The organism is Bosea sp. 29B (assembly GCF_902506165.1).
Classification (GTDB): domain Bacteria; phylum Pseudomonadota; class Alphaproteobacteria; order Rhizobiales; family Beijerinckiaceae; genus Allobosea.
Window position 1 is genome coordinate 978,844 of sequence record NZ_LR733817.1, and the last position, 13,372, is coordinate 992,215.

Below are 13,372 nucleotides of genomic sequence, written 5' to 3' on the forward strand. Positions count from 1 at the left end.
TTGCCCAGCCATGACATTCTTCGGCCGATCACAGACCGACATGCGATCGCGCCGGCCCGCAGCACGATCCACGGGCCTCTGCTGCCCGCCGCGGGGGCGAAAGCGCAGATTCCAACCACAGAGGCACGCGCATGACCGCACTCCATCGGATCGCCTTCATCGGCAACTCGCTGCCGCGCCGCTGCGGCATCGCCACCTTCACCACGGACCTGCAGCAGGCGGTTGCTGCATCTGCCTCCGATCTGACGACCTCGATCGTGGCGATGAACGATGGCGACGGTTACGATTATCCAGGCTCCGTCGGGTTCCAGATCCGCGATGACCAAATAGAGGACTATGCGCGCGCTGCCGACTTCCTGAACGAGGGCCGGTTCGACGTCGTCTCGCTGCAGCACGAATTCGGCATCTTCGGCGGCGAAGCGGGCGCGCATGTCGCCGGATTGCTGTCACGGCTGACGATGCCGGTTGTCACCACGCTTCATACCGTCTTGTCGAAACCGAGCCCGGCGCAGCGCGGCGTCATGGAGCGGATCGTCGATGCCTCGTCCCGCGTCGTCGTCATGGCGGAGAAAGGGCGCGACATGCTGCGCACCATCTACCGGCTTCCCGCCGACAAGATCGAGGTGATCGCGCACGGCATCCCCGATTTTGCTTTCGTCGAGCCGGACGAGGCCAAGGCCAGGCTCGGCTTCGCCGGCCGCTCGGTGATCCTGACCTTCGGCCTGCTGTCACCCAATAAAGGCATCGAGGTGATGATCGATGCGATGCCGTCGATCCTGAGGCGCCGGCCCGATGCCGTCTATGTCGTCCTTGGAGCCACCCACCCTCATCTCGTCCGCGAGCAGGGCGAGGCCTATCGCATCGGTTTGCAGAAGCGCGTCCACGAGCTCGGCATCGAGGATCACGTCGTCTTCCTCGACCAGTTTGTCGATCGCGAGACGCTGCTCGGCTTCATCTCGATGTGCGACGTTTACGTCACGCCCTATCTCAACGAGGCGCAGATGACCTCGGGCACGCTGGCCTATAGCTTCGGGCTTGGAAAAGCGGTCGTCTCGACGCCCTATTGGCATGCCCAGGAATTGCTCGCCGATGGCCGCGGCGCGCTGGTGCCGTTCGGCGACGTCGTCGCGACCGGCAATGAGATCGCGGGATTGCTGACTGACTCGACCAGGCGACAGGCCATGCGCCAGCGCGCCTATGCCAGCAGCCGCTCCATGACCTGGGAGCAGACCGCAAAGCGCTATCTCGCCACATTCGAGTCGGCGCGGCGTAGCCGTTTGCTGAGCGTGATTGCCGGGACGGCGCAGGCAAAGCCATTCCTTCAGCCATCCGCGCCGCCGGAGCTGCGGACCGACCACCTCCATTGCATGTGCGACGACACTGGCCTGTTCCAGCACGCCGTCCATTCCGTGCCGGATCGCGCGCATGGCTACTGCGTCGACGACAATGCCCGGGCGCTGCTGCTGTCCTGCCTTCTCGGCAGCGCCGGCGAGCAGCACCTGCCCGAGCCCCTGACGGCGCGGTTCGCCTCCTTCGTCCAGCATGCCTGGAATCCGCAGGCGCGGCGCTTCCGCAACTTCATGAGCTTCGATCGACGCTGGCTCGAGGAGGTCGGCTCGGAGGACAGCCATGGCCGGACCCTCTGGGCCCTCGGCGAATGCGCGCGCAGCGACGCCAGCCCGTCACGGCGGCGCTGGGCCGCTGCGCTGTTCGCCGAAGCGCTGCCCGCGGTCGAGAGCTTCAGCTCGCCTCGTGCCTGGGGATTCGCCCTGCTCGGCTTGGACGCCTACTGCGCCGTGGTCGCGGCGCCGTCCTCCACCATCCAGTTGCGCTCCCTGCTGGCGGACCGTCTGCTTGCCCTGCTGTCGACGGTCGAGACGCCGGACTGGGTCTGGTTCGAGGAAGGTCTCTCTTATGACAATGCCCGCTTGCCGCAGGCTTTGATCGCGACCGGGCTTTCGATGCAGGTTCCCGCCTATGTCGAAGCCGGCCTGCGCTCGCTGCGCTGGCTGGTCGGGGTGCAGAGCACACCTGCCGGCCTGTTCCGGCCGGTGGGTTCGGAGAGCTTCGGCGACAGGCTCAGCCCGCCGAAGGCGTTTGACCAGCAGCCCCTGGAGGCCACGGCGACGATTTCGGCCTGCCTTGCGGCCTGGCGCGCCGATGGTGACGCGCAATGGCGGACGGAAGCGGTGCGCGCCTTCGCCTGGTTCATTGGCGAGAACGACCTGTCGACACCGCTGGTCGATCTCGAAACCGGCGCCTGCCGCGATGGTCTCCACCGCGACCGGCCGAATGAGAACCGCGGCGGCGAATCCGTGGTATCCTACCTTCTCAGCCTCGCCGAGATTCGCCAGCTCTCCCGCATGAGTGGGGACCGCCCGAAACTGGCGCCGCTTCGGGTCTTGCACGCCTGAGCCTTCGGCGATCCGCACAAACCGAACTGGGGCCGCCTTGCCGCAAGCCACCTTCCTGAACCGGCAGGCTTTGCACCTCTACCCCGATCCCGCCCGGGTGGTGGTGCGCCGCTTCGGGCCCTCGCCCGATCCGCGCGACATGAACCCGACCGACAAGCTGCGCGCGAACCACATCGTTGCGCGCGTCATGGGGCTGGACCAGGAGGCGGCGGCAAGCCAGCTCGCCGAGGTGCTGGAGAACTTCAACGGCCGACACCGCAACCTACTGGAACGTTTCGAGGCGCGGGCCGACGAGATGGAGGAGGTGTTCACCACGCACCGCGAGTTCAGCAGAGCGCAACGCCAGCTGCTCGGATCCTATTTCCTGCATGAGTATTCGTTTGAGGCGGCAGCGCTCTTCAACCCGAGCATCGTCTCGCACCCCGACCAGTCCGGCGCTCCACCGGGCGGGCGCCGCTTCGTCCTCAGCCTTCGCGCGGTCGGCGAGGGCCATATCTCGTCCCTGACCTTCCGCTCCGGCACGATCGCCGCTGACGGCAGCCTGAGCGTCGATCCCACCTCTCGTCTCGCGACGATCGCGACCTTCCGCAATCGCATGGTGCGCCTCGACGGCGACGACGTCGAAGTGGCGTTCTCCCCGGACGGCGACATCAGCGAGCGGGTGATCTTTCCGATCACGGCCTCGCAGTCGAACGGGATCGAGGATGCGCGCTTCGTCGAGTTCGACGAGGGTGGGCACAGCGTGTTCCGCGCGACCTACACGGCCTATAACGGCAGGGGGATACGCTCCGAGCTGATCGAGACCACCGACTTCCTGTCGTTCCGAATGTCGCCCCTGCGAGGCAGCGCCGCCGTGAACAAGGGCATGGCGCTGTTCCCGCGCAAGATCGCTGGTCGCTACGCCATGATCGCGCGGCAGGACAATGAAAACCTCTATCTCGTCTATTCGGACGATCTGATGAATTGGGATGGCGGCGTCGCGATCCTGAAGCCGCAATACCCCTGGGAGTTCATCCAGATCGGGACTTGCGGCTCCCCGATCGAGCTCGACGAAGGCTGGCTCTTGTTCACCCATGGCGTCGGACCGGTGCGGCGCTATGCGATCGGCGCCGTCCTGCTCGACAAGCAGGATCCGTCGAAGGTGCTGGCGCGTTCGCGCGAGCCCCTGGTCCGGCCGGAGCCGTCCGAGCGAGAGGGCTATGTTCCCAACGTCGTCTACACCTGCGGTGCGATGCGCCACCGGGACCAGATCGTCCTGCCCTATGCGGTCTCCGACACCTACTGCAATTTCGCGACGATCAGGATCGGGGCGCTGCTGCAGGCCCTGAGCCCGGTCGCCGCCGACGAGACGCATGATCTGCGGCAGGGCGCCCTCCCTGAGAAAGAGCACGAACATGACCCAAGATAAGCCCACGACCCACCGCCCGATCGCGCCGGGAGACGTGGTCCGACTGTCCTTCGGCTTCGCCGATCAGTCCGGTGCCGGAGACTACGAGATCGTGCGGATCATGCCGACGCGGGCGAGCGGCGAGCGCGAATACCGCGTTCGCGGTGCCGATGGCCATGAGCGGGCGATCGGCCATGACCAGATTGTTTCGGACAGCCCCGGATCGGTGCGCAGCCGCGTCGGGTGACGCTTGCTCGAGGCTCGTCTCCTACCCCACGCCGACCCACTTCGGAGAAGACACTTGGCAGAGAACTCGAAATCCCGCGTGACCGCAGATGCTGCGTTCCTGAGAACGCAAACCCAGTCGTTGTCGCGCAATCGCGTGCTGTCCGAAACGGACACCATCAATCAGGCGCGCGACGCCAACACGGCGCGCTTGAGAGAATTGCGGCTGCAGAAAGAGGCGGCCGACCGAGCCGCTGCAGCGTCGGCGCCACCACGGCCCAAGCGTAAGCAGCCGGTTTGACGGGCCCTATCACCGTTTCCGGGTAACCCACGATAAGACCTCTGCCCCGACTGGTTGAAGCCCGCCCCTTGAGCCCCTCGGATCGGGGGGCCGACGAACGGAGATCGCTTGGACATCGACGTGACGCGGAAGCCGGACGGAACGGCCTGGCTGCTAACCGACCTGCTCGGCCGAGCGATGGGATATGTCGAGGACAGGGCGGAGGGCGAATTCATGATCTACCCCGCGGGCCAGGCGATCGCGACGATGCAGGCCATGCGGCGAGGCCCTTTCGGGTCGCTCGATGCCGCGCTGGCCGAGATCGAGCGCTTTACCCGGGGAACCTGCCGGCGCGTTGTCGACGATGCGCGGCCTGATTCCGATGGCTGAGCAAGGCCGTCCAGCGGTGCGCAGGCACAGGCTAGGCCGGACCGGGCTTGGATCGCTTCGCGGGCCTTTTGATCGGGGTGTCGTCCGGCAGCTCGATCAGCTTCGCCTTGCGCGATGCCTTGGCCTGGTCGGAGATCGGCAGTTCCGACAGCGCCTCATCGATATGCTGGCCTGCCAGCGAACGCGCAGCCCGCTGCTGCCGCTTCCTGACGACATTGCGCGGCGCATCCACCGGCAGCGACAGCTCCATGTCGTGGTCGCCGACCGGCGGGCTCCCTGTCTGGGGGGCTGGATCGGGACGGATCGATGGAACCTTGCGGAGATTGGTCATGAAGAGCGAACTGTCGCCGCGGCACTTTTGTTCCGGTTTGCGGCGAGCTTGCTCGGAAACGAGGCCGTCATGTCCCGGCCGTGCGCGGTGAGGCGATGATGCCCGCGCCGTGGTGGCAGAGCGGCGTGATCTACCAGATCTACGCGCGCTCGTTCCAGGACAGCAACGGCGATGGAATCGGTGACCTCCAGGGTATCACGCAGCGGCTGGGCCATCTTCCCGAACTCGGCGTCGATGCGATCTGGATTTCGCCGATCTATCCCTCGCCGATGGCCGATTTCGGCTACGACGTCTCCGATTACCGCGACGTCGATCCTCGCTTCGGCACGCTCGCCGATTTCGACGACCTGCTCGCGCAGGCCCATGCGCGCGGGCTCAAGCTCCTGCTCGATTTCGTGCCGAACCATACCTCCGACCAGCATCCCTGGTTCGCCGAAAGCCGCTCCTCGCGCGGCAGTCCGAAACGGGACTGGTATCTCTGGCGCGACCCTGCCCCAGGAGGCGGACCACCCAACAACTGGATCAGCGATTTCGGCGGATCGGCCTGGGAATGGGACGAGGCCAGCGGCCAGTACTACTATCATGCCTTCCTGAAGCAGCAGCCGGACCTCAACTGGCGCAATCCGGCCGTGCAGGCGGCGATGCACGGCGTGCTGCGCTTCTGGCTCGACCGCGGCGTCGACGGCTTCCGCATCGATGTGCTCTGGCACCTGATCAAGGCTGCCGACTTCCCGGACAACCCGCCGAACCCGGCCTATTGGCCTGCCCTCGACGAGAAGGACCGGTTGGTCCAGCTGCAATCGACCGACCAGCCCGAAGTCCATGGCATCGCGGCCGAAATGCGTGCCTTTGCGGATGAATATGAGGCCGCAGGGAGAGGCGAGCGCCTGCTGGTCGGCGAGATCTATCTGCCGGTTGAGCGGCTGATGCGCTATTACGGCGAAGATCGGCCCGGCGTGCACCTGCCCTTCAACTTCCAACTCATCGACGCGCCCTGGCAGGCACGGTCGCTTGGCGCGCTCATCGCCGCTTACGAGGCGGCGCTGCCGCCCGGCGGCTGGCCGAACTGGGTACTCGGCAATCACGACCGCCCGCGCGTCGCCACCAGATTGGGGGAAAGCCAGGCCCGGGTCGCGGCGATGCTGCTGTTGACGCTGCGGGGCACGCCCACCCTCTATTATGGCGACGAGCTCGGCTTGAGCGATGTCACGATCCCGCCCGATCAGGTCCAGGATCCGCGCGAGCTACGCCAGCCGGGCAAGGGTCTCGGGCGCGATCCGGTCCGCACGCCGATGCCGTGGGACGACAGTGCGCATGCCGGCTTCAGCACCGCTGCGCCCTGGCTGCCGCTCAACGCCGACTGGCCAGCCCGGAACGTGGAGCGCCAATCGGCCGATCCGGCCTCGATGCTGGCGCTGCATCGCCGATTGCTTGCAGCTCGACGCGCCCATCCTGCACTGGCCATCGGTGATTTCGCGCTGCTGGATGCCGAGGGCGATATACTCGCCTACGAGCGTCGGCATGATGCAGAGCGGCTGATTGTGGCGCTCAATCTCGGGGAGCGGCGGCAGCGTCTGGCCTTGCCGGGCTGGGCGCATGGTTGCCGCCCCCTCCTGTCCACGCTCGCCGGTCTGACGCTGGCGCAGGACGGCGCGTTGCTCCTGCGGCCGAACGAGGGCGTGATCCTGACGCTCGCCGACTGACCAGAAGGAGGAGCGAACGGATGCGCATCGCCATGCTGGCGCCGATCTCCTGGCGCACCCCGCCGCGCCATTACGGCCCCTGGGAGCTTGTGACGAGCCTGCTGACCGAGGCGCTGGTGGTGCGCGGCGTCGACGTCACCCTGTTCGCCACCCGGGACAGCCATACGGCCGGCACCTTGGCCGGCATCTGCCCGGCGCCGTACTCCGAAGACCCGACGATCGACGCCAAGGTCTGGGAGCTGCTGCACGTCGCCCACGTCTTCGAGCGCGCCGGCGAATTCGATATCATCCACAACCAGGCCGATTTCGTGCCGCTCGCCTTCTCGCGCCTGGTCGGCACGCCGGTGGTGACGACGATTCACGGCTTCTCCTCGGAGCGCATCCTGCCGGCCTTCAAGGCCTATGAGGACCGGATCCACTATGTCGCGATCAGCGCCGCCGACCGGCACCCCGATTTGCGCTATGCCGCGACGATCCATCACGGCATCCGGATCGAGGATTTTCCCTTCGATCCAACCGGGAGCGACGACCTGCTCTTCTTCGGCCGCATCCACCCCGACAAGGGCGCGGCCGAGGCGATCGCCGCGGCGCGCGCAGCCGGCCGGCGTCTGGTCATGGCCGGCATCGTCCAGGACCGCGGCTACTACGACGCGCAGGTCGCGCCCGCGCTCGCCAGCGAGAGTGTGGCCTATCTCGGTCCCGTCGGCGGCAGCGCTCGCATGCATGCGCTCGGCTCGGCGAAGGCGTTGTTGCACCTGATCAACTTCGAGGAGCCGTTCGGATTGTCGGTCATCGAGGCGCTGGCCTGCGGCACCCCCGTCATCGCCTCCCGGCGCGGCTCGATGCCTGAGCTGATAGAACACGGCGTGACCGGGTTCCTTGTCGACAGCGTCGATGAGGCCGTGGCTGCGATCGCGCGCCTCTCCGAGATCGACCGCACCGCCTGCCGTGCAGCGGTCGCGGCGCGCTTCACCGTCGACCGAATGGCCGATCGTTATCTCGAGCTGTATCGGTCCATCCTCGGATGAGCCACATGCACTCCCGGCGGACGGAAGGCACGCGGGTCCCAAGGGAGAGCCGCGAAGAAACAACGTGCGCTTTCCTCAGCCCTGGCCTAGGCTGCAACCCTGCTTCGACATGACTTGCCTGGGCTCGCCCCCAGGTAGCCGCGGCAGCTGCTAGCCGGCCGCGCTGCACCGAGCACTTGCTCGCTTCTCCTGAGTGACATCCGCGCCTGCAATCTCGCATGCGCATTTCGATGGCGATTGCCTGCAAGGCACCCAGCTCCAGCCGATACGAACCCGAGAGATCGCGACCCGCGATCTCCGAGCAAGGACAAGAACGGCATGTCAAAAAGCGAACGACGCGGGAACCGCGAGGCCAAGAAGCCGAAGCAGGAAAAACCGAAGCTAGCAGATCCTGCCCCCAACAGCCTTGCCACTACGGTCGTGAAGGTCGCGGCGCCGAAGAGGAAGTAGCGTTCAGTGCTCTCGGGCAGCAGTCCCATGGACCGAATTCATGCTGCGAGCGTCAGCGAACCGACAGGATAATGATGATCCGTTTCAGGACGATCGAGCCGAAGCCGGCCGCAAACACCAATAAGCCGACAATCGCCCCGACAGCCGCGCCGGCCGCACCGGCCGCACCCGCGCCGGCTGCCGATAAAGTCACGCTGCGGCAGCCAGAAGCCCCCGGGAAGCCTGTGGGCCAGCCGTCGGGGGAGAAGCACGAGCACGATTAGAAGTCGGCAGCAGTCAAGCGATGGTAGCTCTGACGCTTGCGGGAATAGGCTGCCCCGGCAGCCTTCCGGATGGTAGCGAGGTGCCCGTCATAAGCTCGCAGCATCGACGCTTCGCCCGGCCCGGCTGACAAGTCGATGCTGCGCAACGCTGCGAGCTCGACCTCGAATGCGATCTCAAGGGCGGAATCGGAGCCCCAGAAGCACACGCAGTCCCGGGCGGTGTCATATCGCCGGATTGGATTGGGGAAGTGGAGGCTCATCGGATCATCCTCCAGGGTTGACCAGGTTCAGGCGTGCCGTGGGTGCGCTGGGGTCGTTGTCGCGCGACGCCGAGAAGGTGCGTCGCGCGACAAGGCGCAGGCTGGTCGCAGCGCCGCGCGACGAACGAACCATCTCAGGTTTTCGGAACGCCCAGGGCTGCCGCGCAGGCCTTGGCCACGTCTGAATCGGGCGAGGAGCTCCCCGGCATCGTCGCCCATCCACCTTTCGCGATGAAATCACCCTGCTGCCAGGAGCTGATCTTCTTGAATTCGACGAGCTGCTCGGTCGCATTGGCCTGCTGCTGGAACTTCGCCACGCAGATCGGCGAGAGAGCCGCCACAAGAGCGGTGCTCGAACGCGTCCTGGCTTCTCGCTCCGCCGTGCTGTGCGTCACCCACCCGCCCCAGGTGAAACCAATGATCGCAAGGGCAATAGCCCCGCCGACGGCGCCCCAGGCGGCCGGCTTCAGTTCTGCTGGAATTTTCATGATGTCGGACTTTCCGAACCGGAAGAAAATCTTCCGTCGAAGATCATATCACAATTGGGAGAGACTGATCATCATTTGATTCGATTCAACCATTTCTTCGACAGCACATTTAGATGGAGCATCCGAATAGTCGACGCGCGCCGTTTTCTTCGATGATGGTCACCTGTCGATCCGGCATACGGGTCTCCGCGGCTTGCAGCAGGCAAGAACCTGGCACAGATGCGGATCAAGCCATCTCCCGTTTTGCCCTGGTCGAACGCGGGCGTCGCCGCCACGACATTCGGCATCGCTGCCCTGATCTGGCTAGCTCTGGTTCACCTGGTTGCGGCCGGCGCCGGCGGCAATCTCGCCGGACGGCTGCGCGCCAAGCGCGTTGGTCTCCACACCGACGAGGTCGCGTTCTGCGATACAGCGCACGACTTCATGACCTGGGCCAAGCAGCTCGGCCACAAGGAGGCGGTGGCGCTGCTGGACGCGACACTCGCCGAGGAGACCAGGACCGACAAGCTGCTGACGCAGCTCGGCGAGCCGGCCAACTCGGCGGCTGTCGCCAAAGCGGCCTGATCCGCAGGGATACCAAGAAAGGCTCGCCGAGCATTGTTCGGCGAGCCTTTCCTTGACCGTTGTCACATTGTCTGCAGGCACCCTTGCTATCGGTGTCGATCCGTCATGGATTCGAACGGCATGGCGCGACTGGGAAAGGGCCTGAATTGCACCAACCGACGCAGGGGCGCTTCCACTTCGATCGTGCCGAGCTTTGGGCCGATGGTCTGATCCATGGGCTCGGAATCGTGCTGGGGGTCGGCGCGGTCGCGTATCTGATCGCGCGCGTTGTCGCAGCTTCGATGCCTGGTCTGATCCCGGTTGCGATCTACAGCTCCGCGCTGATGGCTGTCCTGATCACCTCCGCCGTCTACAACATGTTGCCGGTTTCGCCGGTGAAGTGGCTGATGCGGCGCTTCGACCATTCGGCGATCTACATTTTGATCGCGGGAACCTACACGCCTTTCCTGGCGCGAATAGGCGAGAGCGCGGCAGCGCATGTCCTCCTGGCCATCGTCTGGATCGCATCGGCTGTCGGCGTCCTGCTCAAGGTCGCCTTACCCGGCCGATATGATCGCCTGTCGATTGTGCTCTATCTCCTCATGGGCTGGAGCGGCGTCTTTGCCTGGGAGAGCATCGCGCAGCTTCCGAGCGTCGCCTTGTGGCTGATCGTGACGGGCGGCCTTCTCTACACGCTGGGCGTGGTCTTTCACGTCTGGCAGACCCTTCCGTTCCAGAACGCCATCTGGCACGCCTTCGTCCTCGTCGCCTCCGGCTGTTTCTACGGGGCCGTCTTTCAGGCTTATGCGATCGCTCCATCGAGCTGACGGCGCTTACGGCCTTTCAGGAAAAAGCGGCTGGCGGGTTCTCGTTCGCAGCCTTGGGAGCTGGGCGTCACGCTGCCGATAAGAGCAGACGGCTCCGGGGGGCCATATTCCTCTACGGCACACGCGTGACGCGATGGCCACGAAAGCTCCGATTTTTGATTTGATCTCAATGCGATGTGCTACTGTTAGTCTCAGCTCCTCAAGCTGACGCAGGCAGGAGATGGAAATGGCGCATCACTATGACGTCGGCGACCAGGTCAGCCTGGCTTTCGGCTTTCACGACCAGAATGCCGTCGGGCTCTATACGGTCACGCGCCGCTTGCCCTCTCTGGTCGACAGCGAGCCTCAGTATCGCGTGAGGGGTCTCGATGATCGGGAACGGGTCATCGGTGAAGCGCAGATCAATGGTTCAGCCGGACAACGCAATGCGGATCGGCCTGCCCGGTCACGCCGCCAGAACAACCCGATAACCGAGATGTTCAATCCCTTGGGCATCGAAAAGAAATAGACACGCAAATTTCTTGAAGGCCGTGCTCTCATTCAGGCCGATGCAGAAGCTTCTCTTTCATCAAGCTGTTTCTGACTCCATCTGAATCCCCGGACATGCTGCCCACGGAAGGGCTCGCGATAATGCCGGCGCCATTTCAGCAGCGGATTGCGCTTTTCGGCGATCAGCCAATCATGCTTGCCGGCCTGAACGCGCTTGTCGGCGCAGTCCCCGGCGCGACCATCATTGGCGTGCCATTGGCGATGTTCGACGCGGTCGAATTCATTCGCTCGCAGAGCCCCGAAGTAGCCATCATCTGTATCGGTACGCTGAGGCCGGCCGGTCTTGCCTTCGTAAGGCGCATCTTGGGCGTGTCACCGCTCATTCTGATCTTGCTCGTATGCGACGATCGCGATGCGAGGTCGATCAAGGCAGCATTTCAGCTCGGCATCGCAGGTTACCTGCTGAATGGCGCCTCCAACGACAGACTGCTGCAAGCCCTAAGGGCTGTTCGGGGCGGCGGGCTGTACCTCGATGGAGGCCTGGCGCTGTCGGTGCGAGAATTAAGACGCCCAATAGGCAGCATGGAAAGTCGCCTCGACAACCCAGATGACGAACTGAGCGAACGCGAAATTCAGGTCCTGCGCCTCGTCGTCTCGAGCAATTCGAACAAGAGCATCGCAGACCAGACCGGCCTGAGCGTCAGGTCAGTCGAAACCTACCGCTTCCGCGCCTGTAGGAAACTAGGTTTGTCTTCACGAGGAGACATCATGCGGTATGGCTCGGATCGTGGATGGACGCTTTTTGATTGACGTCCTGGGGTCCTTGGTCGCTGGGCGCACTCCAAGGCTGATGTTATGTGCCGCAGCCGCTGCCGACGGGTGCGCCGCTCGTCGTCGTTCTCCATGGCTGTACGCAGTCGGCTGCCGTTTATGACAATGGCTCGGGCTGGTCTCAGCTCGCGGACCGACATGGCTTGCCCTGCTTTATCCCGAGCAGCAGCGCACGAACCATCCGAACCTCTGTTTCAACTGGGAACGCAGATGTATCCTATCGGTCGCAGACGCCTACGTCGGGCACGCTCAAGATATTGGAATTGAAGGATAAATCGTTTTCCAAGGTTGGCGTCGAGAGTTCGAATCCCTTCGCCCGCTCCGGACAATTCTCAGGCTCGAGAGGCACATAAGCGTCGGGTTTCCCCGCGCTTTTTGCTTTTCTGGTCCCACCTGATCACAACATCGCCTGCCGCCATCCCTTCGCCCTGTCAGGCCGGAACGAGCTTCGATGAATTGCCGCGAACTTTGAAAGCCTCTTTCAAGGCCCAATTCCTGAAACCCTGCACGCGCGGATCGTCGAAACGGTTTTCGTGGATCAGGAGGTAATATTCGCCAGCGCTGTCGAGTTCGCTGGTCAACGGAACCGTCAATCCACGCATGCCCTCCTCATGCGCCAGGATGATGTCCGGCACGAGCGCAATGCCGCGGCCTTGTCGCGCAGCATCCAGAGACATGAAGAAGTGCCCGAACTGCAGCGTCGGCTCGATCTCGATCGCCGCCCGCACGCCGTGGGCTTTCAGCCAGTCCGGCCAGGCGTGGCGGCGCGTCGAGGTATGGATCAGCGGCCAGCGCGCCAGATCGGCGGGAGTGACGTCCGTCTCGCCGATCAGGCCAGGCGAGCAGACCGGCACCAGCCGATCAGGAAAGAGTTCGTCGGCATGGACCCCGTCCCAGCGCGTCAGCATGGATAGCTCGATGCGTGGCTGGTTGCGCTCATAGTGCCGGCCCGGCAAGCGTCCGACCCGGATCGCGACATCGGCCTCATGAGCGAGCAGATCCGCCGGCTCGATCGACGAGACGACACGCAGCTCGATCTCCGGGTGCAGGCTGGTAAAGAGATGCAGCCGCGGCATCAGCCAGACCGAGGCGATCGTCGGCAGCACCGAGACCGTCAACGTCGCTCGGTCTTTGCGTCGGCTAAAGCGGCCGGCGGCGCGCTCGAGCTCGTCGAGCATGCTCTCGACGCTCCGGAAGAACTGCTCGCCCTCTGCGGTGAACTCGATCCTGCGGGTGAAGCGGTGGAACAGCTCCTGCCCGAGATGGAGCTCGAGCTCCTTGACCTGACGGCTGACCGCACCCTGCGTCAGGTTCAGCTCCTCGGCTGCCTTGGTGAAGGACAAATGGCGCGCCGCAGCGTCGAAGCCACGCAACGCATTCAATGGCGGCAGACGCCTCTTTCGCATGCAGCACCTCTCTCATGCATGAGGGTAGATCATGCATGAGCGCCGAACAATTCGTTT

General features: G+C 64.5%; 14 protein-coding genes and 2 pseudogenes. 12 read left to right on the forward strand and 4 right to left on the reverse strand.

The features are described 5' to 3' along the window. Nucleotides 1-131: 131 nt before the first annotated feature. The 5 genes from GV161_RS04690 to GV161_RS04710 all read left to right on the forward strand — a co-directional run bounded on the left by GV161_RS04690 (nucleotide 132) and on the right by GV161_RS04710 (nucleotide 4,696). Nucleotides 132-2,414 carry a glycosyltransferase family 4 protein gene (locus tag GV161_RS04690; RefSeq protein ID WP_152015804.1) on the forward strand — a complete coding sequence of 761 codons (2,283 nt, stop codon included), beginning with the start codon at nucleotides 132-134 and terminating at the stop codon, nucleotides 2,412-2,414. Between the two features lie 37 nt (nucleotides 2,415-2,451). Next, the gene (locus GV161_RS04695) at nucleotides 2,452-3,822 is read left to right on the forward strand and encodes a glycoside hydrolase family 130 protein (protein WP_152015803.1); all 1,371 of its coding nucleotides are present in this window, start codon (nucleotides 2,452-2,454) and stop codon (nucleotides 3,820-3,822) included. Continuing rightward, nucleotides 3,809-4,048 (forward strand): hypothetical protein, encoded by a 240-nt coding sequence (locus tag GV161_RS04700; protein ID WP_152015802.1) that lies wholly within the window; start codon nucleotides 3,809-3,811, stop codon nucleotides 4,046-4,048. Before GV161_RS04695 ends, GV161_RS04700 begins: the two co-directional genes overlap by 14 nt. A gap of 54 nt (nucleotides 4,049-4,102) precedes the next feature. Beyond that, nucleotides 4,103-4,327, forward strand: a complete 225-nt coding sequence (locus GV161_RS04705) for a hypothetical protein (protein ID WP_152015801.1) — start codon at nucleotides 4,103-4,105, stop codon at nucleotides 4,325-4,327. A 108-nt stretch (nucleotides 4,328-4,435) separates the two neighbouring features. Then, nucleotides 4,436-4,696, forward strand: coding sequence for a hypothetical protein (locus GV161_RS04710; RefSeq protein WP_244624170.1), 261 nt, complete (start codon nucleotides 4,436-4,438; stop codon nucleotides 4,694-4,696). A gap of 31 nt (nucleotides 4,697-4,727) precedes the next feature. Here GV161_RS04710 and GV161_RS04715 read toward each other — a convergent pair whose 3' ends face one another. Further along, entirely contained in the window at nucleotides 4,728-4,946 is a 219-nt protein-coding gene (locus GV161_RS04715) for a hypothetical protein (RefSeq protein ID WP_152015799.1), read from the reverse strand. 176 nt (nucleotides 4,947-5,122) lie between these two features. On the opposite strand from GV161_RS04715, the gene GV161_RS04720 reads away from it, so the two are divergent. Continuing rightward, the gene (locus GV161_RS04720) at nucleotides 5,123-6,730 is read left to right on the forward strand and encodes an alpha-amylase family glycosyl hydrolase (protein WP_152015798.1); all 1,608 of its coding nucleotides are present in this window, start codon (nucleotides 5,123-5,125) and stop codon (nucleotides 6,728-6,730) included. A gap of 20 nt (nucleotides 6,731-6,750) precedes the next feature. Further along, on the forward strand, nucleotides 6,751-7,758 hold the full coding sequence (locus GV161_RS04725) for a glycosyltransferase family 4 protein (RefSeq protein ID WP_152015797.1): 1,008 nt from the start codon (nucleotides 6,751-6,753) through the stop codon (nucleotides 7,756-7,758). A gap of 709 nt (nucleotides 7,759-8,467) precedes the next feature. On the opposite strand, the gene GV161_RS04730 is transcribed toward GV161_RS04725, so the two are convergent. Together GV161_RS04730 and GV161_RS04735 are read right to left on the reverse strand one after the other, a co-directional pair. Further along, entirely contained in the window at nucleotides 8,468-8,731 is a 264-nt protein-coding gene (locus GV161_RS04730) for a DUF1488 family protein (protein WP_152015796.1), read from the reverse strand. A gap of 134 nt (nucleotides 8,732-8,865) precedes the next feature. Beyond that, nucleotides 8,866-9,219: a hypothetical protein gene (locus GV161_RS04735; protein ID WP_152015795.1), complete on the reverse strand. Its 354-nt coding sequence runs from the start codon at nucleotides 9,217-9,219 to the stop codon at nucleotides 8,866-8,868. Between the two features lie 429 nt (nucleotides 9,220-9,648). Between GV161_RS04735 and GV161_RS31420 the strand changes: the two are divergent. From GV161_RS31420 to GV161_RS04760, 5 genes and pseudogenes are all read left to right on the forward strand, one after another. Beyond that, nucleotides 9,649-9,783, forward strand: a pseudogene (locus tag GV161_RS31420) (DUF892 family protein); the annotation flags it as partial. 146 nt (nucleotides 9,784-9,929) lie between these two features. Next, complete coding sequence (locus GV161_RS04745; RefSeq protein ID WP_152015793.1) at nucleotides 9,930-10,589, forward strand: hemolysin III family protein; 660 nt, start codon at nucleotides 9,930-9,932, stop codon at nucleotides 10,587-10,589. Nucleotides 10,590-10,815: 226 nt separating this feature from the next. Continuing rightward, a complete protein-coding gene (locus tag GV161_RS04750; protein WP_152015792.1) occupies nucleotides 10,816-11,097 on the forward strand; it encodes a hypothetical protein in 282 nt (93 codons plus the stop codon). Nucleotides 11,098-11,192: 95 nt separating this feature from the next. Beyond that, a complete protein-coding gene (locus GV161_RS04755; RefSeq protein WP_152015791.1) occupies nucleotides 11,193-11,888 on the forward strand; it encodes a response regulator transcription factor in 696 nt (231 codons plus the stop codon). Beyond that, nucleotides 11,885-12,111, forward strand: a pseudogene (locus tag GV161_RS04760) (PHB depolymerase family esterase); the annotation flags it as partial. The gene GV161_RS04755 and the pseudogene GV161_RS04760, both read left to right, overlap by 4 nt. 229 nt (nucleotides 12,112-12,340) lie before the next feature. On the opposite strand, the gene GV161_RS04765 reads toward GV161_RS04760, so the two are convergent. Then, nucleotides 12,341-13,315, reverse strand: coding sequence for a LysR substrate-binding domain-containing protein (locus GV161_RS04765; RefSeq protein WP_152015790.1), 975 nt, complete (start codon nucleotides 13,313-13,315; stop codon nucleotides 12,341-12,343). Nucleotides 13,316-13,372 lie beyond the last annotated feature (57 nt).